General features: G+C 68.1%; 25 protein-coding genes. 8 read left to right on the top strand and 17 right to left on the bottom strand.

Annotation, left to right across the window (positions count from 1 at the left end; all coding sequences use genetic code 11):
- Positions 1 to 77: 77 nt before the first annotated feature.
- From KQ310_RS01380 to pheS, 4 genes are all read right to left on the bottom strand, one after another.
- Entirely contained in the window at positions 78 to 635 is a 558-nt protein-coding gene (locus KQ310_RS01380) for a DUF192 domain-containing protein (RefSeq protein ID WP_311134681.1), read from the bottom strand.
- A gap of 95 nt (positions 636 to 730) precedes the next feature.
- Complete coding sequence (locus KQ310_RS01375) at positions 731 to 1390, bottom strand: response regulator transcription factor (protein WP_259720011.1); 660 nt, start codon at positions 1388 to 1390, stop codon at positions 731 to 733.
- The gene (locus tag KQ310_RS01370; protein ID WP_259720010.1) at positions 1387 to 2310 is read right to left on the bottom strand and encodes an NAD(+) kinase; all 924 of its coding nucleotides are present in this window, start codon (positions 2308 to 2310) and stop codon (positions 1387 to 1389) included. The genes KQ310_RS01375 and KQ310_RS01370 overlap by 4 nt, the downstream gene beginning before the upstream one ends.
- Before the next feature lie 153 nt (positions 2311 to 2463).
- On the bottom strand, positions 2464 to 3471 hold the full coding sequence (pheS, locus tag KQ310_RS01365) for a phenylalanine--tRNA ligase subunit alpha (RefSeq protein WP_259720009.1): 1008 nt from the start codon (positions 3469 to 3471) through the stop codon (positions 2464 to 2466).
- An 89-nt stretch (positions 3472 to 3560) separates the two neighbouring features.
- Here pheS and surE point away from each other — a divergent pair, with 89 nt between their 5' ends.
- On the top strand, positions 3561 to 4376 hold the full coding sequence (gene surE / locus KQ310_RS01360; protein ID WP_259720008.1) for a 5'/3'-nucleotidase SurE: 816 nt from the start codon (positions 3561 to 3563) through the stop codon (positions 4374 to 4376).
- A 41-nt stretch (positions 4377 to 4417) separates the two neighbouring features.
- On the opposite strand, the gene KQ310_RS01355 is transcribed toward surE, so the two are convergent.
- Complete coding sequence (locus tag KQ310_RS01355; RefSeq protein ID WP_259720007.1) at positions 4418 to 4990, bottom strand: DUF3611 family protein; 573 nt, start codon at positions 4988 to 4990, stop codon at positions 4418 to 4420.
- Positions 4991 to 5090: 100 nt separating this feature from the next.
- Between KQ310_RS01355 and KQ310_RS01350 the strand changes: the two genes are divergently transcribed.
- From KQ310_RS01350 to KQ310_RS01335, 4 genes are all read left to right on the top strand, one after another.
- Positions 5091 to 6053: a bifunctional riboflavin kinase/FAD synthetase gene (locus tag KQ310_RS01350; RefSeq protein ID WP_259720006.1), complete on the top strand. Its 963-nt coding sequence runs from the start codon at positions 5091 to 5093 to the stop codon at positions 6051 to 6053.
- 167 nt (positions 6054 to 6220) lie between these two features.
- The gene (locus tag KQ310_RS01345; RefSeq protein WP_259720005.1) at positions 6221 to 7384 is read left to right on the top strand and encodes a thiamine phosphate synthase; all 1164 of its coding nucleotides are present in this window, start codon (positions 6221 to 6223) and stop codon (positions 7382 to 7384) included.
- On the top strand, positions 7381 to 7614 hold the full coding sequence (gene thiS, locus KQ310_RS01340) for a sulfur carrier protein ThiS (protein WP_259720004.1): 234 nt from the start codon (positions 7381 to 7383) through the stop codon (positions 7612 to 7614). Before KQ310_RS01345 ends, thiS begins: the two co-directional genes overlap by 4 nt.
- A 137-nt stretch (positions 7615 to 7751) precedes the next feature.
- Entirely contained in the window at positions 7752 to 8621 is an 870-nt protein-coding gene (locus tag KQ310_RS01335) for a DUF1517 domain-containing protein (protein WP_311134682.1), read from the top strand.
- Here the strand turns inward: KQ310_RS01335 and larB are convergent.
- From larB to era, 5 genes are all read right to left on the bottom strand, one after another.
- Positions 8590 to 9240: a nickel pincer cofactor biosynthesis protein LarB gene (gene larB / locus KQ310_RS01330; RefSeq protein WP_399237375.1), complete on the bottom strand. Its 651-nt coding sequence runs from the start codon at positions 9238 to 9240 to the stop codon at positions 8590 to 8592. The two genes, KQ310_RS01335 and larB, sit on opposite strands and share 32 nt — an antisense overlap.
- Positions 9241 to 9341: 101 nt before the next feature.
- A complete protein-coding gene (locus tag KQ310_RS01325; RefSeq protein WP_259720001.1) occupies positions 9342 to 9731 on the bottom strand; it encodes a TIGR03792 family protein in 390 nt (129 codons plus the stop codon).
- 62 nt (positions 9732 to 9793) lie between these two features.
- Positions 9794 to 11014, bottom strand: a complete 1221-nt coding sequence (trmD, locus tag KQ310_RS01320) for a tRNA (guanosine(37)-N1)-methyltransferase TrmD (RefSeq protein ID WP_399237373.1) — start codon at positions 11012 to 11014, stop codon at positions 9794 to 9796.
- A gap of 11 nt (positions 11015 to 11025) precedes the next feature.
- On the bottom strand, positions 11026 to 11595 hold the full coding sequence (locus KQ310_RS01315) for a phycobiliprotein lyase (protein ID WP_259719999.1): 570 nt from the start codon (positions 11593 to 11595) through the stop codon (positions 11026 to 11028).
- Between the two features lie 60 nt (positions 11596 to 11655).
- Positions 11656 to 12756, bottom strand: coding sequence for a GTPase Era (era, locus tag KQ310_RS01310; protein WP_259719998.1), 1101 nt, complete (start codon positions 12754 to 12756; stop codon positions 11656 to 11658).
- Positions 12757 to 12821: 65 nt separating this feature from the next.
- On the opposite strand from era, the gene KQ310_RS01305 reads away from it, so the two are divergent.
- Both KQ310_RS01305 and KQ310_RS01300 read left to right on the top strand, forming a co-directional pair.
- Positions 12822 to 13343 carry a hypothetical protein gene (locus KQ310_RS01305; RefSeq protein WP_259719997.1) on the top strand — a complete coding sequence of 174 codons (522 nt, stop codon included), beginning with the start codon at positions 12822 to 12824 and terminating at the stop codon, positions 13341 to 13343.
- Between the two features lie 170 nt (positions 13344 to 13513).
- Positions 13514 to 13963 (top strand): hypothetical protein, encoded by a 450-nt coding sequence (locus KQ310_RS01300; RefSeq protein WP_259719996.1) that lies wholly within the window; start codon positions 13514 to 13516, stop codon positions 13961 to 13963.
- Between the two features lie 141 nt (positions 13964 to 14104).
- Here KQ310_RS01300 and KQ310_RS01295 read toward each other — a convergent pair whose 3' ends face one another.
- The 5 genes from KQ310_RS01295 to KQ310_RS01275 form a co-directional block, all read right to left on the bottom strand.
- A complete protein-coding gene (locus tag KQ310_RS01295) occupies positions 14105 to 14836 on the bottom strand; it encodes a Bax inhibitor-1 family protein (RefSeq protein ID WP_259719995.1) in 732 nt (243 codons plus the stop codon).
- Positions 14837 to 14913: 77 nt separating this feature from the next.
- Positions 14914 to 15909 (bottom strand): PhoH family protein, encoded by a 996-nt coding sequence (locus KQ310_RS01290; protein WP_259719994.1) that lies wholly within the window; start codon positions 15907 to 15909, stop codon positions 14914 to 14916.
- A gap of 11 nt (positions 15910 to 15920) precedes the next feature.
- A complete protein-coding gene (rpsP, locus tag KQ310_RS01285) occupies positions 15921 to 16307 on the bottom strand; it encodes a 30S ribosomal protein S16 (protein ID WP_259719993.1) in 387 nt (128 codons plus the stop codon).
- A 69-nt stretch (positions 16308 to 16376) separates the two neighbouring features.
- Positions 16377 to 17873: a signal recognition particle protein gene (gene ffh, locus KQ310_RS01280; RefSeq protein WP_259719992.1), complete on the bottom strand. Its 1497-nt coding sequence runs from the start codon at positions 17871 to 17873 to the stop codon at positions 16377 to 16379.
- Between the two features lie 155 nt (positions 17874 to 18028).
- Complete coding sequence (locus KQ310_RS01275; protein WP_259719991.1) at positions 18029 to 20260, bottom strand: IMS domain-containing protein; 2232 nt, start codon at positions 20258 to 20260, stop codon at positions 18029 to 18031.
- Between the two features lie 109 nt (positions 20261 to 20369).
- Here KQ310_RS01275 and pdhA point away from each other — a divergent pair, with 109 nt between their 5' ends.
- On the top strand, positions 20370 to 21464 hold the full coding sequence (gene pdhA, locus KQ310_RS01270) for a pyruvate dehydrogenase (acetyl-transferring) E1 component subunit alpha (RefSeq protein WP_259719990.1): 1095 nt from the start codon (positions 20370 to 20372) through the stop codon (positions 21462 to 21464).
- A 37-nt stretch (positions 21465 to 21501) separates the two neighbouring features.
- Here the strand turns inward: pdhA and KQ310_RS01265 are convergent, their stop codons facing one another.
- Together KQ310_RS01265 and KQ310_RS01260 are read right to left on the bottom strand one after the other, a co-directional pair.
- Entirely contained in the window at positions 21502 to 22449 is a 948-nt protein-coding gene (locus tag KQ310_RS01265; protein WP_259719989.1) for an RNA polymerase sigma factor, RpoD/SigA family, read from the bottom strand.
- Positions 22450 to 22606: 157 nt separating this feature from the next.
- Positions 22607 to 22967 (bottom strand): NAD(P)H-hydrate dehydratase (locus KQ310_RS01260; protein ID WP_311134680.1); only part of this gene is annotated, 361 nt, incomplete at its 5' end.

Genomic DNA, 22967 nt, shown 5'->3' with positions numbered 1-22967 from the left:
AGGCGGAACGGTAGCGATTCAGGCCGAAAACGGGCCTGGAGGGGTTGGGGCCAGCTGATTGGTGCAACGGAGGGCGACTAGGGAGCCAAAGAAGGCCCAGAGGGCAGGCGCTCCAGCTGGACGCGGGTCCCGATCACGATCGCCTGCGCTGCCGCCTGGCCCGCCGCCAGCTCGATCACCCCGTCCACCGCCTGGTCGGGGCCATAGCTCCGGCAGGGAAGACGCGGGCAGGGTTGCGTCTTGGGTTCGATCGCGATCACCTGGCCATCACGCACGAACAGCATGTCCAGCGGTTCGGGGGTGTGGTGCATCCAGAAACGGGCCAGGGCCGGCGGGTCGTAGGGGAACCACATGCCACGCAGCGGCGGCAACGGCGGGCGCTGCTGCAGGCCCAGGGTCTGCTCCCGGGGAGCATCAGCCACCTCCAGGTCGATGCAGCGATCGGCCTCCAGGCACCAGCGAGCCTCGATCGGCAGAAACTGCGGCGGAGCCTTGGGGGAGGAATCCGTTGCAGGGGCATGGGTGGCTGGGGGATCAGGAGCTGGGAGATCAGTGGCGGCATGGGCCCACCCCGCGGCCAGCACAAGCACTGTCAGTCCGAGCAGGCGCAGTCCACGAAGGGCCTGTCCATCCATGGAGTGTTTACGAAGGCGGTGTTCACGAAGGCAGTGTTCACGAAGACAGTGTTCGCGAAGGTAGTGTTCACGAAGGCCGTGTCCAGGGAGGGTGCTCATCCACGGCCCTCCAGCGGCGGCAGGCGCTCGGCGAGACAGTAGCCACGGCCCCGCACGGTGTGGATCAGGCGCCGCTCGCCACCCTCTTCCAGTTTCTGGCGCAGGTAGCGCACGTACACCTCAATCACGTTGCTGGCCGTGGCCTGCTGGTCGTCCCAGACCTCCCGCAGGATCTGCTCGCGGCTCACCACCTCGCCGGCATGGCGCAGCAGCAGCAGCAGCAGCTGGTATTCCCGCGCCGTGAGGGCAACGGACCGGTTGCCGCGTTTCACCTGGCGGCCGCTGGGGTTGACCCGCAGGTCGGCCACCTGCAGCACCGGCAAGGGCGCCGTGCTCCGGGCGGCCAGCTGCAGATGAAGCCGCAGGCGGGTGAGCAGATCACTGGGTGGACTGCTGGAGAGCCAGTAGTCGTCGGCCCCGGCGGTGAGGCAGCGAGAGCGGCCCTCCACCGAATCCGTGGCGATATCCAGCAACACCGGGATCGGACCCCAGCGGCGCCGCAGCTCCTGGATCTGGACGGCCTGATCGGAGGAGAGCAGGGCCGCCTCCACGATGGAGTCGTGATCCAGGGCGGTGAGGGGCTGATAGCCCGAGGCCGCCAGCCGCTCCGCCAGGGCCACCGCTTCAGGACCCAGCAGCAGCACGGCGGCGCTCATCGTCCCTGCTCCGGTGCCGACCCCGGCTTGGCCACGTGGGGTAAACCCCAGCCCAGCTTGTTGCGCAACACCTGGAAGAACTCGTGGTCAGCCAGCCGCACGAAGCGCACCGGATGGTCGCTGCGACGGATCAGCACGCGATCTTCCGGCCACACGTAGCAGCCGGCGCTGCCATCCACCACCATCATCAGGCGCTCCGGTGTGGCTGGAAACACGGTCACCGGCTCCCGATCGTTGAACACCAGGGCACGGGAGGCCAGGGAGTGGGGCGCGATCGGCGTCAGCTGTAGCACCGGGCAGTCCGGCGTGATCACGGGGCCACCGGCGCTGAGCGCATAGGCCGTGGAGCCGGTGGGTGAGGAGAGGATCACGCCATCGGCGGCGATGTCCACCGGCGCATGGCGGCCGATCGCGATCTCGAAGTGGCACATGCTGGTGAGCGGTTCGCGGTGCAGGGCCATCTCGTTGAGGCAGAGCACCTCCCAGCGCCGCTGTTCGCCGCGCATCACACTCACCACCAGCAGGGTGCGCTCCTCCACCGTCCAGCGGTGTTCGATCACCTGCTCGAGCACGGCATCGAGGTCCTTGAGGTAGGCCTCGGCCAGGAAGCCGAGGTGGCCCGTGTTGATCGTCAGGATCGGCACGCCGATCGGTGCGGTCTGGCGCGCCGCTGAGAGCACGGTGCCATCGCCTCCAAGCACCACCGCCAGCTCCATGTCCGCGTTGAACAGGGGCGGAACGCAGGCCGCGTAGCCGAGGCTGCGCAGGTGCTGGTCCGGGTTGGCGAACCCCACCATGCCGCCGGAACTGCTCACCCGCACCACCTCGAAGCCTCCGTTCTGGAGGCGCTCTTCGATGGCGTTGGCCGTGGTGATGGCCAGGTCCTTGCCGTCGTTGACGATCAGTCCGACCCGGGGCACCGATCGCAGGCAAGTGGCAAACCGAGTTTATGGGCGCCGTCCGGTCGCTGACGGACCCCGTTCATAAGGTGCAGTCGCCCGCATAACCGCCCGAGCAGCTGCTGCAACAGGTCAGAGCAGCCGATCAGCAGTGCACCAGATCAGTGCAACAGCTCAGAACTGCTCGAGGAAGCGGAGGTCGCTGGTGAACAGTCGGCGGATGTCGTCGATGCCGTGGCGCACCATGCAGAAGCGTTCGACCCCCAGGCCGGCGGCGAAACCGCTCCAGCGCTCCGGGTCGAGACCCAGACCCTGCAGCACCGCAGGGTCGACCATGCCGCAGCCCATCACCTCCAGCCAGCGGCCCCGCCATTGCACATCCACCTCGGCGGAGGGCTCGGTGAAGGGGAAGTAGCTGGCCCGGAAGCGCACCGGCAGATCGCCGAAGAACTGCTGCAGGAAGGTGGTCACGGTGCCGCGCAGGTGGCTGAAATCCAGCCCTTCGTCGATCGCCAGCACCTCCACCTGGTGGAACACCGGCGAGTGGGTCGCATCCACGGCATCGCGGCGATAAACGCGGCCGGGGGCCACGATCCGCACCGGCGGCGGGTTGTTCTCGAGGTGACGGATCTGCACCGGCGAGGTGTGGGTGCGCAGCAGGCGGTCGCCGGGCAGATAGAAGGTGTCCTGCATGTCCCGAGCCGGGTGGTGCTCCGGGATGTTCAGGGCGGTGAAGTTGTAGTAGTCAGTCTCGATCTCGGGGCCTTCCGACACGCGATAGCCCAGCCCGGCGAACAGGTCGACGATCTCCTCCACCGTGGCGATCAGGGGATGGCGATGGCCCGGCGGCACAAAGCTGCACGGGGCGGTGACATCCAGCGTCTCCTGGGCGATCCGTTTGGCCATGGCGGCCCCCTTCACCGCCTGCAGCCGCTCGGCCATCAGGCCCTGCACCTGCTCCTTGAGCCGGTTGGCGCGCTGACCCACCAGCGGGCGCTCCGGGGCGGGCAGCTTGCCCATGGCCCCCAGCACTCCTGACAGGCGTCCTTTTTTGCCCAGCAGCCCCACCCGCAGCTCCTCCAGAGCCTCGGCGCTGGCGGCCGCGGCAATGGCGTCGGCCGCCTCCGCCTCGAGCCGATCGAGCTGGCCTACGAGCTCCTGCAGGTTGACGGGGGCGCTCACGGCGGTCACGGCACGGGTGATGGGGATGGCCGACTGTAAGGAGGCGCCCTGTTTAGGTTGCCAGCAGCCACAGCAGCCAGAGCACACCGATGGCACCGCTCCGGATCCTGATCAGCAACGACGACGGGGTCTTCGCCGGCGGCATCCGTACCCTGGCCGCGGCAGCGGCTCAACGGGGGCACCAGGTCACGGTGGTGTGTCCGGACCAGGAGCGCTCCGCCACCGGCCATGGCCTCACCCTTCAGACCCCCATCCGGGCGGAACGGGCCGATGAGCTCTTCGCCGAGGGGATCACCGCCTGGGCCTGCAGCGGCACCCCCAGCGACTGCGTCAAGCTCGCCCTGTTCAGCCTGCTGGATCAGTGGCCCGATCTGGTGCTGTCGGGCATCAACCACGGCCCCAACCTCGGCACCGATGTGCTGTATTCGGGCACGGTCAGTGCGGCCATGGAGGGCACGATCGAGGGTCTGCCCGCCCTGGCGGTGAGCAGCGCCGATTTCCAGTGGCGCCAGTTCGAACCGGCCGCCGATCTGGCTCTGGACGTGGCTGAGACGCTGCTGGCCGCCGGCTGGCCCCAGGGATCCCTGCTCAATCTCAATGTGCCGGCGCTGCCGCCGGAGCGGATCGGAGCGCTGTGCTGGTGCCGCACCGCCGTGCGTCGCTACACCGATCAGTTCGACAAACGCATTGATCCCCGCGGCCGCACCTATTACTGGCTGGCAGGTGAGGTGGCCAACGATCTGGAGGCCACGGTGGCGGGGCCAGGCGCGTGGCCAACCGATGTGGCCCATGTGGCCGAGGGGGGCGCGTCGCTGACGCCCCTGCAGCCCGAGCTGTTCTGGCGTGGTGATGCCACAGCCCTGCCTCCGACGGAGAGTCTGCGGCCCGGCCGCAAGCTCGACTGAAATCCTCCTGGGGAGACCTTGACTCAGTTCAGGCTCGCCGTTCAGGCGGTGCGGGAGATGCGCTGCAGCATCCAGAGCGTGAAGATCAGGCCGATCAGATGGGCGAACAGCACCTGGGTGTTGCTCAGCACCGAGAGCATTTCCAGGGAGGTGATCGGATAGTTCGTGATCCGGCCGCCAGGGGTGGTCATCACCCCGCCGAAGGCGAATCCAGCCTGCATCGAGGCCTGCACGAACAGGCTGCCCGCCAAGGCCTGGTAGCCCACCGCCGCCAGGGTGAGCCCGATCAGGTCGGCCAGCAGACCGCGTTTGATCAGGCGGGCGGTTTCGCCGCGGCTGGGCCGCACCGGACTGGCCAGGGCGCGGCCGCAGCGCACGATCAACCAGCCCTGCCAGAGGCTGAACAGCAGCGCAAAGAACGACAGCGTGGTGAGCGAGAGGCCGGGCCCCAGGCCCAGGGCCTTGTCGGCGCGGGCCGCGATCTGACCGCCGATGTTGTTGAACAGCAGCACCCCCACCACCACGACCCCCAGCACCAGCTGCGTCCAGAAGCGCACCCAGCCCACCCGTCGCAGGGCCGCGGAGATGCGCTGGAGATCAAGGGGGTCGGCCATGGAGCGGCACCGAAGCTCTCCAAACTTGCCATGGGAAGATCAGCCCCTGCCCTGGAATCGGCCCTGTCGCCCTGCCCCCACGTTCCGGACGCCTGACGCATTGATCCCTCTGCGATCCCCCCAGGACGCGCTTCGTCCTTCCAGCATCGCCCTGGGCAGCTTCGACGGCCTGCATCAGGGCCACCGACGGGTGATCGCGGCGATCACAGGCGACAACTGCCCCACGGGCTGCACCCCCAGCGTGGTGAGCTTCTGGCCCCATCCCCGGGAGGTGCTCCATGGCGACACCCGCCTGAGGCTGGATCTGCCGGCTGAGAAGCTCGCCCTGCTCCAACCCCTCGGGGTCAGGCAGCTGGTGTTGATTCCGTTTGATCGCGCTCTGGCCAGCCTCAGCCCTGAAGCTTTTGTCGAGCAGGTGCTGGTCGATCAGCTGCAGGCGCGCCGGATCGCGGTGGGAGACAACTTCCGCTTTGGGGCGGGCCGGCGCGGCGACGCCCAGGATCTGGCCCGGATCGCCGCCGCTCATGGGGTGGCGGTGGCGGTGTTGCCGATGCTCTGGGATGGCAGCGAGCGGGTGAGCAGCAGCCGCATCCGCCGGGCCCTTGCGGCCGGAGCGCTCGACGAAGCCCGGCGTTTGCTGGATCGTCCTTACCGCTTCTGCGGCCAGGTGGGCAGCGGCCGTGGCCTGGGGCGGACCCTGGGTTGGCCCACGGCCAACCTGCAGGTGGACGGGCGCAAGTTCCTGCCGGCTGAAGGGGTCTATGCCGCCTGGGCCTGGGCGCATCAGCCCCCCGGCGACGCGATGGCGGCGGTGATGAACCTCGGTCCCCAGCCCACGGTGGATCCTCAGGCCCCATCCGCCGTGGAGGTGCACCTGCTGGATCGCCAGCTCGACCTCAACGGCCTCGCACTGACGGTGGAGCCGTTGCGCCTGCTGCGCAGCCAATGCCGATTCAGTGGCCTGGAGGCACTGGTGGAGCAGATCGGCAGGGACGCCGACCAGGCGCGTCAGATCTGCGCGGCGTTCGTGCCCGATCCAGGCCCCTGGAATCCCCCCGGCTGAGACATTCAGCCGGGGGGATAGGCGTGGGTGAGGCCCCAGCCGATGAAGGCGGCGATGCCCCCCAGGAGCAGCACTCCAGACACCAGCACCAGCATCGGGTTGTCGCTGCCGCCCTGCTCCATCTCGACTGGTCCCTAGGCTCTCCCCACCCTACCCAGGCCGCACCCATGGCGGGTTCTCCTGCGCCGGACCAGGTGGCGATTCATCGCCTGATCGACGCCAACCTCGACCGGGCGCGCGAAGGCCTGCGGGTGCTGGAGGACTGGTGCCGTTTCGCGTTGGAACGGGGAGATCTGGTGGTCCGCACCAAGGATCTGCGCCATCGGCTGGGCCAGCGCCATGCCGATCACTACAAGCTGGCCCGCCGCACCGCCACCGATCCGTCCACTGGGCTGGGCCATCCCGCCCAGGAGCAGCGCCGCACCCCAGGCCAGGTGATCGGTGCCAATGCGGCGCGGGTGCAGGAGGCCCTGCGGGTGATCGAGGAATTCGCTCGCGCCGGCGATCCTGAGCTGGCCCAGGACGCTGCAGCGATCCGTTACCTCCTCTACGACCTCGAGGTGGAACTGCTGCAGGCCCCAGAGCGCGCTGCCTGCCCAGCTCCAGCCACAGCCCCAACTCCAGGCACCGCCCCAGCCGCTTCGCGGCGTCAGCGCCTGGCCGATTGCAGCCTCTATCTGGTCACCGCGCCGGTGCCCGATCTCGCCGGTGTGGTGGAGGCTGCCCTGCAGGGCGGTGTGCGCCTGGTCCAATACCGCGCCAAAGAGGGCACCCCGGGGCTGGACGACCTGCGGCGCCTCCAGGAGGCCCTGGTTCTGCGCGATCTTTGCCGCCGGCACGGTGCCCTGTTTCTGGTGAATGACCGGATCGATCTGGCCCTGGCGGTGGAGGCCGATGGCGTGCATCTCGGCCAGGGCGATCTGCCGGTCGCCCTGGCACGGCGGCTGCTCGGCCCGGATCGGTTGATCGGGCGCAGCACCCATGCTCTCGAGCAGCTGGAGCAGGCCGTTGATGACGGCTGCGACTACGTGGGGGTCGGTCCGGTGATGGCGACGCCCACCAAACCCGGCCGCGAGCCCGTGGGGCTGGCCTATGTGCGCCAGGCGGCAGCCCAGAGTGCGATTCCCTTCTTCGCGATCGGGGGGCTCACGGCAGAGCATCTGCCCGCCGTGCTGGCCGCCGGTGCGCGTCGGGTGGCGGTGGTGCGGGCCGTGATCGAAGCGGCGGATCCCGCCGCCGCTGCCCGGCACCTGCTCGATCAGCTGGAGGCGGGCGGGCCTGCCGGCAGCGAGGCTCACCTGGCCCTGAAGCAGCAGGAGATCCCCGCATGACCACGTCGCCGGAGCCGCCGGAGCCCATCCGCTTGCAGGTGAATGGCGAGGAGCGCCGCTGCCCGGCCGGCCTCAATCTCGAGCAGGCCCTCGTCGCCCTCGGCTACCGGCCCCAGCTCGTGGTGGTGGAGCTCAATGGTGAGATCCTGCCGCGCCGGCACTGGCCGGAGCACCGGGTCGTGGAAACCGATGGGCTGGAGGTGGTCACCATCGTGGGAGGCGGTTCCTAGATTCAGCTCACCCGCAAACGGCGTCCCTGGTGTTCTCCCCGCGACCCAACCAGCCCCTTCGGTCCGACAAACCCGGCCATCGCCCCCTGAGGCGGCTGCTCAGCTGGCTGGCGCTTCCCGTGCTGGTGGCGGGACTGATGCTGGTCCATGCTGATCCGGGCTGGGCCGCCAGCGGCGGCCGCATCGGCGGCGGCAGCTTCCGCTCCGCCCCCTCGATGCCCCGCGGCGGCGGCGGCAATTTCGGCGGCGGCGGTTACCGCGGCGGCGGCTTCGGCGGTGGCATCGGCTTCCCCTTTCTGATTCCGATCTTCGGCTTCGGCGGCGGTGGAGTGTTCGGCTTTCTGATCCTGATGGCTGTGGTGGGCGTGCTGCTCAACGCCGTCCGTGGCGGTGGCAATGGCCCGAGCCTGGGCAGTGGCAACGGCGTTGCCTATCCCGCCCGCCCGGATGGTCCCGTCACGATCGCCCAGGTGCAGGTGGGTCTGCTGGCCACGGCTCGGCAGCTGCAGCAGGATCTGCGCCGGCTGGCCGCCAGTGTGGATACGGGCAGCAACGCCGGCCTGCAGCGCGCCCTGCAGGAGACCACCCTGGCGCTGCTGCGCCATCCGGATCTCTGGGTCTATGCCCACAGTGATGTGGGTCAGGTCCCCTTCGCCAGTGCCGAATCCACGTTCAATCGCCTCTCGATGGCGGAGCGCAGCAAGTTGTCGCGCGAGGTGACCAGCAATGTCAGTGGCCAGCGTCTCAGCGACACCAGCCTGGTCTCTGGCGACAGCGACGCCGCCAGTGATTTCATTGCCATCACCCTGTTGGTGGCGACCCGCACCAAGCTGGCGCTGAAGGGTTCCGATACCGCCGAAGACCTGCGCCAGAGCTTTCAGAAGCTGGGGGCCGTGGGGATCGAGGATCTTCTCGCCCTGGAAGTGATCTGGCAGCCGGAAGGAGCTGGCGACGTGCTCAGCACCGAGGAGCTGCTCACCGCCTATCCAGACCTGCAGCACCTCTGATCCGCAGGATGCGCAGCGCCGCCATGGCGGCGCCGTAGCCGTTGTCGATGTTGACGACGCTCAGCCCCGGCGCGCAGCTGGCCAGCATGCCGTGCAGGGCCGCCATGCCGCCGGCGCTGACGCCGTAGCCCACCGAGACCGGCACTCCGATCACCGGCTGCGGCAGCAACCCGGCCAGCACCGTGGGCAGGGCTCCCTCCATGCCGGCGCAGGCGATCAGCACGTTCGCCTGTTGGAGCCGTTCCAGCTGGCTTTGCAGGCGGTGCAGACCGGCCACCCCCACATCCAGCACCAGCTCCACCGGCACGCCATGGCAGGCCAGGGCAAGGCGAGCCTCGGCCGCGACACCCAGGTCGCTGCTGCCACCGGTGAGCACGATCACGCGGCCGAGCTCAGGATCGGGCGGCGGCGGTGCCGGCAGGGTGAGACAGCGCGCCTCTGGGTGGTGCAGGGGCCTTTCAGCCTCATGACCTTGGCCAACGAAGCTCTCCAGAATCGCCGCGGCCTTGTCGGGGGCCACCCGTGTCACCAGGGCCAGCTCGCCCTGGTCGCGGAACCTGCGCAGCAGGGTCACGATCTGCTCAGCGCTTTTGTGCTCCCCCCAGATCGCCTCCACCATGCCGAGGCGTCCGCGCCGCTCGAAGTCGAGCCGGGCCCAGATCTCGCTGCCGAAGGCTTCGGCTTGGTCGCCGCCATCACGGCCAGGCCCGTTGGGAACGCTCATGGACGCAGAATCTGCAGTTCACCCTCCTGAACCAGTGGGAAGGGATTGCCCGCTGCCTGTCCGGTGGCCAAGCGGGCCAGCTGCTCGAACTGATCCTGAACCGCCTCCACCTCCGTGGGGGCGATTGCCTTCCATTGCTCGCGGCTGGCCCAGCGGATCAGCAGCAGGCCCTCTTCCCGCTCGTGATCCCAGAACAGATCACGGCCCAGGAAGCCATCCTGCTGCCGCAACCAGGGATCCCAGCTGCCACGCTCGGCTGCCAGCCAGGCTTCTTGGCCTTCGGCCGGCACCTTGACGCGCAGCTGCTCCACGATCGCCACGTCATAGCCGCCCTCGGGATCGGCGAAGGCGGCAACGCTGACCTGTGGATGGGCGCCGAGCAGCACGAGGAAGAGCCATGTGGTGCTCAGGACCCTAAGGAGCCAGCCACGGGGACGGCGAGAGCCCATCAGTCGGCGCTGGGGCACTGCAGCAGGGCCACAGCATGGCAGGCGATGCCCTCTTCACGGCCGGTGGGGCCGAGCTGTTCGTTGGTGGTGGCCTTGATGCCCACCTGGTCGGGATCCAGGCCCATGCAGGCGGCGATCGCGGCCCGCATCGCCGTGATGTGGGGCTTGAGCTTCGGGCGCTCGGCCACCACCACCGCATCGACGTTGCCCACACGCCAGCCGCGTTCCGCCACCAGGGCCACCACCTGCTGGAGCAGCTGCAGGCTGTCGGCCCCCTTCCACTGCGGGTCGTCCGGCGGGAAATAGAGGCCGATGTCCCCCAGGGACAGGGCACCGAGCAGGGCATCCATCACGGCATGGACCAGCACGTCAGCGTCGCTGTGGCCATCGAGGCCCAGGCCGGCTGGATGCTCCAGGGTCTGCCCCCCCAGGATCAGGGGGCGTCCGGGCACGAGGCGATGGATGTCGTAGCCGTTGCCGATCCGCAGCTGCATGGGTTGCCCATGGTGGTCGTCAGTCTGTCCTGCCGGGGCCTCCTGCTCGAGCCAGCGGGCATGGAGATCGGGCCGCCGCTCTGCGGTGCGCTGCAGCTGTTGCTCGGTCCGCCAGCGGGTGATGGCGCCATGGTCGCCGCTGCGCAGCACGGCCGGCACGGCCATGCCGCGGAAGTCGGCGGGCCGGGTGTAGTGCGGATGCTCCAGCAGGAGGGTGCTGTGGCTTTCCTCCTCCAGGCAGGCCTGGGTGCCCACGGTGCCGGGCAGCAACCGCACCACCCCGTTGATGATCGTGGCCGCCGGCAGTTCGCCGCCAGTGAGCACGAAGTCGCCGATCGACACCTCTTCATCGGCCAGGCTGCGGATGCGCTCGTCGAAGCCTTCGTAGTGGCCGCAGAGGAACAGGAGCTGCTCGTAGCCGCTGGCCCAGCGGCGCAGATCGGCCTGGGTCAGCGGCTTGCCCTGGGGGCTCATCAGCAGCACCCGGCGCCGCGGTACAACCGGAATCGCCTCGACGGCCGCGAACACCGGCTCCGGCTTGAGAACCATGCCAGCCCCGCCGCCGTAGGGGATGTCATCGACCTTGCGGTACTTATCGGTGGCGAAATCCCGTGGGTTGTGAACGTGCAGCTCGGCGATGCCGGCGGCGAAGGCTCGCCCGATCACCCCCAGCCCCAGCAGAGGTGCAAAGGACTCCGGGGCCAGGCTGACCACATCGAGGCGCATGGCCATCGGTTTCAGGCCGCGGAGGCGCCAGGCGCGGCCGCACGGCTCACCCGCCGGATCTCGGAGCTGAAGCTGGCGCGGCCGGGGCTGCCATCAGCGCGGTGTTCCACGGTGCTGCGCAGCCGCAGGTTGGGTTTGGTGAACCAGATGCGCTCGCGCACCTCCGTGCCGCCGCTCTCCAGCCGCAGCTCCAGGCTGCCGTCTGGCCACAGCTGCCAACTCCCCTCGGGGCTGGTGCCGGTGGCTGCCGGCGCCGCACGAAATCCGCCCTGCCGATCGAAGACCAGGCTGCGTTCGGGGTGCCCCTTTGGAGCGATGAGCAGCCCACCGGGTTCCGCGGGGTGCTCGGCCTTGAGGTAGGCCACCACCAGCTCGCCGCGCTCGGAGCTGTGCCACTCATCGCCATTGGCTCCCTCCTCCAGCTGCCCCAGGCCAAACAGACTGCGCAGGCTCATCCATTCGCCCGCACAGAGCTGCAGGAAAGCCGCCAGATCGGTGGGCGGAAAGGGAGCGTCCGTTGACGCCGCCGGGACCGGAGGCGTGGAGGCGGCAGCGCTGGCGCCGGGGCTGGCGTCGACCAAGGCGGATCGGTGCACGATCGGCCCATCCTCTCAGTCGCCCTCCCGCTCCCTCGGGTCGGCTCAGTCGCCGCGATAGCCCAGTTCCGCCAGTCGCGCCGCGCTGCGCCGCCAGTTGGGCACCACCTTGACGAACAGCTCGAGATAGACCGGGCCGTCGAACACCTTCTGCATCTGCAGCCGCGCCCCCTGGCCGATCTGGCGCAGCATGCTGCCCCCCTTGCCGATCAGGATGCCCTTCTGGCTGGCCCGTTCCACCAGCACCGTGGCCAGCACGGCCGTGCGGGGGCCGTCATCGACGATGCGATCGATCTGGACCGCCACCGAATGCGGCACCTCCTCGCGGGTGTGGCACAGCACCTGCTCCCGGATCAGCTCGGCCAGCAGCAGTTGCTCCGGTTGATCGCTGGTGGCATCGGGGGGATAAAGATGGGGGCCGATCGGCAGGTCGGCGGCCAGGGCCTCGACCAGCTCCTCCGTGCCGACTCCCGTGAGGGCACTGACCGGATGGAGGGGCCAGTCCAGCGGTGGCGCAGCGGTTGGCCCGACGTCGTCGCCAGGGCTGGTGCCAACAGGGTTGTCGCCGGCCAGCAGCTGCCGGTAGGTCTCCGCCAGCTCCCGGGCCTGCTCGGGAGGCACCAGATCGCTCTTGTTGAGGGCCACGTGCACCGGCACCCGGGCGTGCCGCAGCAATTCCACGATGAAGCCGTCGCCCCGCCCCGCGGGCTGGCTGCCATCCACCAGGAGCAGCACCAGATCCACCTCCCCGATCGCGCCCCGGGCGCTCTGCACCAGCCGCTCGCCGAGCAGATGGTGGGGCTTGTGGATACCGGGCGTGTCGAGCAACACCAGCTGGGCGCTGGGGGTTGTCAGGATGGCCCGCAGGCGGTTGCGGGTGGTCTGAGCCACCGGCGAGGTGATCGCCACCTTTTCCCCCACCAGCTGGTTGAGCAGGGTGGATTTGCCCACGTTGGGGCGGCCGATCAGGGCCACAAAGCCCGAGCGGAAGCCCTCGGGGGCCCCCACGGATCCCCCCGCCGCGGGAGGGGGGCCATCCTGCGGGGGCAGGCTCCGGCCCAGCAGCCGCGCCGACTCCGCCGGATCGGGAATCGGTAGCAGCTGGCCCTCGCCGGTGGCGTTGGGGGATGGGGATGGAGACTCCATGGCCCAACACTGCCAGTCCATCGGCCGATCGGCTTCATAGCCTCGGTCGGGACTGCCTTCCTGCCATGGACCTGCCCGCCGCACCGAGTTTCCCCCAGGCGATGGAGATCACCGCCCAGTGGCTGGGGCTGTGGGAGAACGGCGAACTCAGCGAGGAGGTGCTGGCCGATCGGATTGCCGAGCTGGTGGCCAGCCGCGACGGAGCCCGCGGCTTCTTCGTGGTGAGCCTGGCGGGCGACTGCCCCTTGATGGACCGCTTGCCGGAGTCGGTGGCGCTGCAGCTGCGGGTCGCCGGGGAGGGGGTGGTGGATCTCACCGTCCGCAATCTGGCCATGAGCACCGCCATGGCCGTGCAGCACGCCCGCTCTGCTGACGCGGACCAGCAGGCCTCCTCCGAGCGAGTCACGGCCCGCTGCCGCGACTTGCTGCGACTGCTGGAGCCCGACGCAGTGAAGCAGCGGCTGGAGACCCTGTTGCAAGCGGCCCGCGACGGCCAGGGCAACGACGTGGCCTTCCTGGAGCGCTGGGGTTACGACGAGGAGCAGAAGCAGGCGATCAGCCGATCGATCGAATCGGTGGCCGAGTGAGCCGTCGCCGCACAAGCCATCGGCGACATCGAGACCGTTGGTGTGGGGAAGTTCTGCAGAATTACGGATGCAGGACCTCGGCTGGCTCGACCGGTCTCCTCCGGGGCAACGCGCGAGCAAAGCCCCCTGGTGAGATGTGATACGGTCCCGCCGTTTCTATCTGTTCTGGCATGTCCTCTGGGTTCGCACGCCCTCTGATTCGTTCCCTCACCCTCATGCTGGTTGGGTTGGGAAGCCTCCCGCCACTGCTGGCCGGGACGACTGCCCCCGCAAGAGCTCAGACCTGCCCAACCTCCGGCACCGACATCGTCAACTGCAACCTGTCGGTGACCACCACCGTGAACCTTCCGGGCGTCGGCCCCGTCACCCAGACCACTCCGGTGACCATCGACACCACCAACCTTCAGCCCAACGGCGGCATCGTCACCGTGAGTACACCCAACGGCACGGTCACCAGAGATCTGGGCAACGGTGAAGTCCAGGTGGATCGCAAGCGGTCTAACGGTAAGCAGCAGAAGACAAAGATCGGTAAAGACAGCTCGAAGCAGAAGTCGAAGATCAAGGACAGCAGCAAGCAGAAGAGCGAGTCCAAGGGCGGAGGAAAGTCCGGCAAGAGCTGATGCAGGTAGACGGCGCCTGGCTTGCTTTCTGAGGAGGCAAGTCAAAAAGGGCGCCCTTCCGGGCGCCCTGAAAGTCATTGAATCGAACGGCCACTTCTGAGTGGCCCATTCCGATTGGCCGATCCCAAACAGAACCTGGATTCAGTCGCGACGGCCACCACCCTGGAGGGCAATGATCAGGCGCAGAATGAAGATGAAGAGGTTGATGTAGGTGAGGTACATCCCCAGGGCACCGGCCAGATACTGGTCGTCCGTGTAGGACCTGGGCATCGTGTAGAAGTCCAGGAATGCGGCACCGACAAACAGCACGGTGCCGAAACCGGCGATCATCAACTCAAAGCCACCGGTGCTGAACATGCCCGGGGCAAAGATGCTGCCCACCACCTGCACCACCATGGCGATGATCAGGCCGAGCAGGCCCAGACCCACCACGGCGCCAAGGGCCTGACCGATGCTGTCGCTCATGCGGCGTCCCAGCACCGACGCCACCACAAAGGTGATGCCAGTGGCCAGGGCGGCCGTGCCTACGGCACCGATGCCAGCGGAGGCAACGGCATAGCCGACGATGCCACTCAGGGTGAAGCCCGTGATCAGGCTGTAGGCGGCCAGCAGCGGCAGTGCGGTGCTGTTATTGCCCTTGGAGGCCACGTTCTGGGCCACGAAGAACAGGATGAAGTTCCCGATCAGGGCCACCCAGAAGAGGGGCATGTAGAGCGGGCTGGACATCATCGACAGCCCACCCAGCACCCCGCCGGCGGTGAGCACCATGCCACCACCCACATAGGGCAGTGCCTTGCTGACGACATTGGGTCCAACGAGGGCGCTGGAGTTGGCCTCGCGGATCGCTTGCTGGAAATTGCTGCTGGCCGGCATGATTCACCAGATCTCGCGTACTGACTCATCCTGCCAGCCAGTGACGGAGCCCGGTTGATGTGTTGGTGCGGATCTCCCTATCGGCGGCCGCTGGAGCCGGAGGGCGCCCCATCCCTGCGGGCATAGGCCTGCACCAACCGCTGCACCAGCGGGTGCCGCACCACATCGGCAGCGGTGAGGGTGCAGATCGCCACCCCCTCCACCCCCTGCAGCACCTGAGCAGCTTCCGCCAGGCCGCTGGTGACCCCCGGGGGCAGATCCACCTGGGTGGGATCGCCGGTCACCACCATGCGCGAATTCTCTCCAAGCCGGGTGAGCACCATCCGCATCTGCCCCGCCGTGGTGTTCTGCGCCTCATCGAGGATCACAAAGGCATCGGCCAGGGTCCGGCCTCGCATGTAGGCCAGCGGTGCCACTTCGATCACACCCCTTTCCAGCAGCGTGGCGGTGCGCTCGCTGCCCAGCAGGGTATGGAGGGCGTCGTACAGAGGCCGCAGATAGGGATCCACTTTCTGCTGCAGATCACCGGGCAGGAAGCCGAGCCGTTCACCGGCCTCCACGGCGGGCCGGGTCAGGATCAGCCGTTCCACCTTGCGCTCGTGCAGCATCCGCACCGCCAGAACGGTGGCCAGGAAGGTCTTGCCGGTGCCTGCAGGACCAAGGGCCAGGGTGAGGTCGTGGCGCTCCATGGCGTCCACATAGGCCTTCTGTTTGAGGGTGCGGGGGCGCAGCAGTTTGCCGCTTTGGCTGCGGGCCAGCACCTGCTCACTGAGGCGCGCATGCTCCTGCTCCCGGCCCGTATCGAGAGCCTTGAGCGCGGTCTGCACGTCCACCTGGGTGATCGCCTGACCCTCCTGCCACAGCGGACGCAGCAGCTCCACCAGGGCAGAGGTGCGCTCCAGCTGGGAGGCCCGCCCCTGCAACACAAGGTCGAGCCCACGCAGCACCAGAAGTGTCCCGGTGAGGGACTCAAGGTGGCGCAGGCTCGATTCCGCTTCCCCAGCCAAGGCAAGGGCTGCCTCGGGGGAGGGGAGCGGAATCGAGAAGGTCTGGAGCCCCGCCTCTTCGGCCATGGGGCTGCCGATCAGGCTTCTGCTGCGGAAGGTTCGGGTTCAGCGGTCGCTGCAGAGGCCTCAGCGGCCTTGGCAGCGGCCTCAGCGGCGGCCTGCTTCGCAGCGGCCTCACGGGCGGTGGCTTGCTTGGCCTTGCCCACCACCTCGGCGGAGCGGATCGTCTTCTCGATCAGACCACCCTTCTCCAGCAGGTAGCGCACGGTGTCCGTGGGCTGGGCGCCCTGGCTGAGGCGCTTGCGGATCGCCTCGGTGTCGAGACGCGTCTCCTTGGTGCGGGGGTTGTAAAAACCGAGTTCCTCGAGGGGATGGCCATCCCGGCGTGAGGTGCTGTTGGTGGCCACGAGGCGGAAGCTCGCTTCCCGCTTCTTACCGAACCGCTTCAGGCGGAGCTTGATCATCGAGGCTGTGCCGCTAGGTGTCCAAAGGTCGAATCTACCTCTCGGACCTTCACCCCCGGCAAGAGGCCCTCAGAGTTGCCCGAAGCCCTTGCGCTTCTTGGCCGGCCGGGCCGGTTTCGGTGCGCCGCCACGGCCCGCCGGCGCACCCATTCCCGGCATGCCAGGCATCCCGCCCATTCCCGGCATGCCGCCCATGCCGGGAAAGCCCCCCATGCCAGGGAATCCCCCAGGCATCCCTCCCATGCCCGGCATCCCCGGCATACCGCCCCGGCTCATCTGCTGCATGAGGCCGCGCATCTTCTGGAAATCGGTGAGCACCTTGTCTACCTCGGCGGGGCTGTGACCGCTGCCGGAAGCGATGCGCCGCCTGCGTGAGGGTTGGGAGGCCAGCAGATCGGGCTGCTCCCGTTCCTGCTGGGTCATCGAGCCGATCATCGCCTCGATCTTCTTGAGCTGTTGCTCGCCCTGCTTGAGCATGCCGTCGTCGATCTTGTTCATGCCCGGGATCATTTTCATCAGGCCACCCAGGGAGCCCATGCGCTTGATCAGGCGCATCTGCTGCACGAAATCGGAGAAGTCGAAGGTGGCCTCCTGCAGCTTCTGCTGCATCCGCGCCACATCGGCCAGCTCCACCTCCTTGGTCGCCTTCTCCACCAGGGTGAGCACATCGCCCATGCCGAGGATGCGGCTGGCCATCCGTTCGGGGTGGAAGGGCTGCAGCGCCTCCACCTTCTCGCCGGTGCCGATGAACTTGATCGGGGCGCCGCTCACCTTGCGGATCGAGAGGGCCGCACCGCCGCGGGAGTCGCCGTCGAGCTTGGTGAGCACGGCGCCGGTGATTCCCACCTGTTCGTGGAAGGCGCGGGTCAGTTCGGCGGCCTCCTGGCCGATCATCGAATCCACCACCAGCAGCACCTCATCGGGCTGCACGGCCTCGCGGATCCGCACCATCTCCTCCATCATCGCCGTGTCGATCTGGAGGCGGCCGGCCGTGTCGACCAGCACCGTGTCGAAGCCTTCTTCCCTGGCTTTGGCGATGCCGGCAGCGGCGATGGCTTCAGGCCTGGCTTCGGTGCCGAGGCTGAACACCTCCACGCCGATCTGGCCACCCAGGGTCCTGAGCTGTTCGATGGCCGCCGGGCGATAGACGTCCGCTCCCACCAGCAGCGCCTTGCGGCCCTGGTCCTTGAGGTGCAGGCCGAGCTTGGCGGTGGCGGTGGTCTTGCCGGCGCCCTGCAGGCCGGCCATCAGGATCACCGTGGGAGCCCCCGCCGTGCCGCCGGCCGCCAGGGGAGCGTTGGCACCGCCCATGGTTTCCACCAGCTGTTCATGCACCAGCTGGATGAACTTCTGGTCGGGGCTGATGCCACGCACCACCTCCGACCCCACGGCCCGGCTGCGCACCTCGTCCACGAAGGCACGCACCACCGGCAGGCTCACATCGGCGTCGAGCAGGGCCCGCCGCACCTGCTGGAGGGCCCCCTCGACGTTGGTTTCGGTGATTTTGTCCTGACCCCTCAGGCTCTTGACGGCGTCTTCAAAACGCTGGGAAAGCTCGTCGAACATGAGGGGCTGGCGGAAGGGGCTGACGGAAGCAGGCTGACGGAAGACGCGGCAGGAGGCGGGGCCTCCAGTGGCTGCGATCGTAAAAACTCGGCGTTGGTGGCGCTCTCCTTGGTTTCGGTCTCCCCGGTGGCGATCTGGCCTCAGCCGCCCTGACCTCAGCCGCCTCGGTGAAAGCTCACCAGCTGCCAGGGACCGCTGTCACGGGCGAACACATAGGTGTTGGTCAGCGTGAACGGAGCGGTGGTCTCGATCACGGCTCCATCGGCGGCCAGGGTCTGATCGGAATAGCGCAGCTCGGCCACCAGCACGACCCGACGGGGCGACTGCTCGGCGATCCGCAGATCCAGCACCTTGGTGTCGATCATCTGGCGCCGCTCACGGGCCTGGTCCCGGCGTCTCTCGCCCTCAACGGCAGCGGCCTGGTTGGAGCGAGCCACCTCCTCGAGGGCCACGGCCGGTTTGTCACCGGCAAGCACGGCGGCTTTGGCCTCCAGCCAGCCCTCGAGCAAAGTCCGCAACTGGGCCTCGTTGGGCTCGACTGCCTCCAGGGGAAGCGACTGGGGCCGCGGTGGCTTGGTGGCGGGGGGCTGCGTCTGGGGTTGTGGTGGCGCTGCGGTTGGTGCAGTGGTGGCACCTGGGGCCGGAGCGGTCTGAGGAGCGGCCACAGGAGGTGCCTGTCGACCCAGATCAGCCACGCGGGGCCGCCACAGCCACCAGCCGCTCGCCAGCAGCACCCCTCCCACCGCCAGGGCACCGCCCCAGAGCAGGGGCCGGGGCAAGGCCGCCAGTTCAGTCGAGACCCAGGAGGCTGCCGGATCCCAGAGGTTGGCCCGCAGCTGGGCGGGATGGAGATCGGACCAGGTCCAGAGCGGCACCTCCTGCTGATCGGGATCCTCCGCTTCCCTGTCGGGGCCGGCCTGGGGGCTCAGGGATGCACGGGACAATTCCTCTGGAAAAGGATGGTGTGGGTCGCGGGTGAGGTCCCAGCCCGGCGCCATCGACTCCGCCAGCGGCGGAAGGGGGGCCGCATCGGTGAACAGGCTTCCGGCAGCTGCGGCGGGCATGGCCGTTGGCCGGCCTGCGCCAGGGGGGGGCACGGCAGCTTTCGCTGGAATGGTGCCGGTTGGGCTGGCCGGCGGGAAGACTGCCGCAGGGGATGTGGCCGTGACAGGGTCGATCGCAGGCCTGGGTTGCTCGGCTTCGGCCCGGCGACGGCGGCGGTCCTGGCGCTCCACAAAGCTCTGGACGTCGCGATCGTTGAAATAGGCGTCCAGGTCGGGTTCGGTGTCCAGGTCGCGGTAGCCCGTGAGCACTTCCCGGGCCAGCCAGTCGCGGCAGACGGCGCAGAGCCGCACCAGAAGGGGATCCTCAGCCTCACCGGCGACTGGGTGGCGCGGGTTCTGGGACGCCATGCCGGAGAACAGCGTTTCGGCCTGATCGACGTCACCCAGCAGAAGCAGCAGGCAGGCCTGGTCGGGCTGGTGGGGTGGGTCGCTGCGGGCCGTCAGCCGCTCAAGGGCGGCGGCGATCCGTTCGGGCTTGCGCTGGGCGAACCCACTGGCGGTGAGGGCCTTGCAGGCCAGGACTTCAGCGCGAACTGAGCCGCCCCGTGACCAGCGCTCAAACAGATCGAGCTGTTCCTGCAGGGTCAGAAAGGAACGGATCTGGGCCAGAAAGGCCTGGAATTCCTGGGGACTGAGCGGCGAGCTGGCGTCGCTGTCGATGCCACCGCGCTGCTGAACCATTTGCTCCAGCAGGTCCAGCCCTTCGCTGCGTTGGGTCACGGCGGCCAGGTCGCGGCTGAGCAGATCGAGGATCCGGTACGGCAGGAGTTGATCGCGCTCCAGGGCGATCTGGTCCCGCAGGGCTGCACACTGCCCCATGCGCTGCAGCAGCTGCAGGCCACGCGCCAGGGTCTGGGACGCCGCTTCATAGCGACGTTGATGGGCATACTCCGCCGCCGCCGCCTGGCTGCTCAGGCCGGCCAGCAGGGTGAGATCCGCCTCTCGGCCGCTGCCCAGCGAGGGCGCCCGCGGAGGCTGCAGGCAGCGCTCAGCCTGCTCGAAGACCTCTAGAGGTTGACCGGCTTCGAACAGCAGCAGCAGCCCGCCCACCTCGTGCGAACTGGCCACCTCCAGGGCTGCCATGGCCTGGGCGTCGTCGCCCCCCAGGGAGGTGAGCTGGGATTCGTAGACGCGCCGCCTGGCTTCATCGGTGAGCAGATCGGCGCTGGCGCGCAGCAGATCGGCCCGCGCTTCCAATGTCTCGTGGGTGAAGCCCTGGTCCGGGGCCCGATCGAGCCTCTGCTGCAGGGTGCGCAGCACAGACTGGTCGTCTGTGGTGGGGCTGACACCGAGCAGACGGAAGTGATCGATCGGCAGTTCCAACCAGGCATCCGCTCCTGGAGCGCAACTGTACGCAGGAGAAGCAATCTGCACAGCCGTTCGATGTCGGACCCCGTACAGTCGGCCAGACGCTTCAGCATCCGGGCCCGTCATGACGCAGGAGATGGCCGCAGAGACCACCGCTACGGGCAGTGCCATCGCCGCCGGAGCCGGCAGCCACGCCGAGCGCCTGGCCTCCCTTTACCCCGCCGGCAGTCTCAGCATCAGCCGCGAGGAGGGCCTGATGCTCTACCGCGACATGACCCTGGGGCGCCGCTTCGAAGACAAGTGCGCCGAGATGTACTACCGCGGCAAGATGTTCGGGTTCGTGCATCTCTACAACGGCCAGGAGGCCGTGAGCACGGGCGTGATCAAAGCGATGAAAGCGCAGCACGACTGGTTCTGCAGTACCTATCGCGATCACGTCCATGCCCTCAGTGCCGGTGTTCCGGCCCGTGAGGTGATGAGTGAGCTGTTTGGCAAGGCCACGGGCTGCAGCAAGGGCCGGGGTGGTTCGATGCACCTTTTCTCCAAGGAGCATCATCTGCTCGGCGGCTATGCCTTCATCGGCGAGGGCATTCCTGTCGCGCTGGGCGCCGCTTTCACCAGCCGCTACAAGCGCGATGCCCTCGGCGATGCCGGCAGTGATTCGGTCACGGCGGCCTTTTTCGGCGACGGCACCTGCAACAACGGCCAGTTCTTTGAGTGCCTGAACATGGCGGCGCTCTGGAAGCTGCCGATCCTGTTCGTGGTGGAAAACAACCGCTGGGCGATCGGCATGGACCATGACCGTGCCACCAGTGATCCCCAGATCTGGCGCAAAGCGGCCTCCTTCGGCATGGCCGGCGAGGAAGTCGATGGCATGGATGTGCTGGCGGTGCGCGCCGCCGCCCAGCGCGCCGTGGAGCGTGCCCGGGCCGGTGAAGGCCCGACCCTGCTGGAATGCCTCACCTATCGCTTCCGCGGCCACTCCCTCGCCGATCCCGACGAGCTGCGGGCCGAAGCTGAAAAGCAGTTCTGGGCGCAGCGCGATCCGATCAAGCAGCTGGCTGCTCACCTCACCGGCCAAGGCCTGGCCAGCGCGGACGACCTCAAGGCGATCGAAAAAGAGATCGATGCCGAAGTCAGCGACTGCGTCTCGTTTGCCCTGGACGCACCGGAGCCGGATCCGAGCGAACTGACCCGCTACATCTGGGCGGAAGACTGAATCTTGCTCGAGGGCTACCTGGTCAGGGCTCAGCTGGTCAGGGGCCTGGAGGTAGAAGTCGGGTGAGGTTGCGCAGTTTGCGTAGAGCCTTGAGTTCCACCTGCCGCACCCGCTCGCGGGAGACATCGAGCCGGCGCCCGATCTCGGCGAGGGTGTGGCGCTCTTCTCCTTCGAGACCAAATCGCAGCTGCAACACCTCCTGTTCCTGCTCCGTGAGCTGACTGAGCCAACGCTGCAGCTGCTCTTGATGCATCCCCCGCTCGACCCGATCCAGCGGTTCCTCGTTGCTGTTGTCGGCAATCAGGTCGCCGAGGAAACTGCGGCCCTCATCACCGCTGACCGGCGCGTCCAGGCTTGAGGTGGTGAGCGCCTGACGCAGCAGAGAGTCGAGCTCTTCAATCGGCATATCGATCGCCTCGGCGATCTCGCGGCGGCTGGGCATGGCCCCGAGTTTGTGGGCCAGCTCCAGGCTGACCCGGCGCACGGTGGTGAGCCGTTCGCTGAGATGGACGGGCAGGCGGATGGTGCGCGACTGGCAGGCGATCGCCCGGGTCATGCTCTGGCGGATCCACCAGAAGGCATAGGTGGAGAACTTGTAACCACGGGTGGGATCGAACTTCTCCACAGCCCGCTCGAGGCCGAGGGACCCTTCCTGAATCAGATCGAGCAACTCCAGGCCCCGGCCCTGATATTTCTTGGCGACGCTCACCACGAGCCTCAGATTCGCTTTCATCATCCGCTGCTTGGAGCGCCGCCCCAGTCGCAGAATCCGCCGCTGCTTCTCGGTTTCGCTGGCAGGTTCACCGTCGCTGTCGGGTTCGCCCTGCTCGAGAAGCTGCATCATCGCCTGCACCTGGTTGCCGAGTTCAATTTCCTCGGCTGCGGTGAGCAGGGGTTCTCGTCCGATCGTGGCGAGATACCAGCTGATCGAATCACCGCCGCGCCGGCGACTGGAGTCCCCCGTCTTCAGGGATGAGGTCGCCATTGGGGAAGGGACGGAGGCTGGAAGTCGACTATCCACGAAAAGGAAGAAAAGGGGCTGTACTTTCAACAACCCTTCAGGTTGTGACAGCAAAACCACACAGTCGAATCATTAGTCCAGTCTCAAACCAATCTTGCTGAGGTTTGCGCTGTTGTGCGGCTCAGGATTGTGCGGATTTCTTGACTTTCATCACCGCTGGTAACGCTGCCGCCACCGCCTCGGGCGTGGCGGCCCCCTCCCCCTGCTGGCGTACCACCAGGCCACCGGCTTGCGCGTGGGCCAGGGCCGCTCCGGCCAGTAGGGCGGGCAGCGCCTCCAGGTCTGCCCCGGCCGCCAGGGCTCTGGCCCCCAGCCCAGCGGCGAAGCCGGCCAGCACATCGCCCAGTCCTGCCCTGGCCGCGCCCGACCAGGCCTTCAGGAGCTGCCAGCAGCGGCCATCCGCCGCAGCCACCACGCTCCGGGCACCCTTGAGCAGCACCGAGCAGCCCGCCAGCGCTGCCGCCTGGCGGGGCGCCGCCCGC

Origin of the sequence: Synechococcus sp. CS-1328 (assembly GCF_025128095.1) — a bacterium.
Lineage (GTDB): Bacteria > Cyanobacteriota > Cyanobacteriia > PCC-6307 > Cyanobiaceae > CBW1002.
The sequence above is the reverse complement of the archived record's forward strand: the minus strand, read 5'-3'. Positions and strand labels throughout refer to the sequence as shown.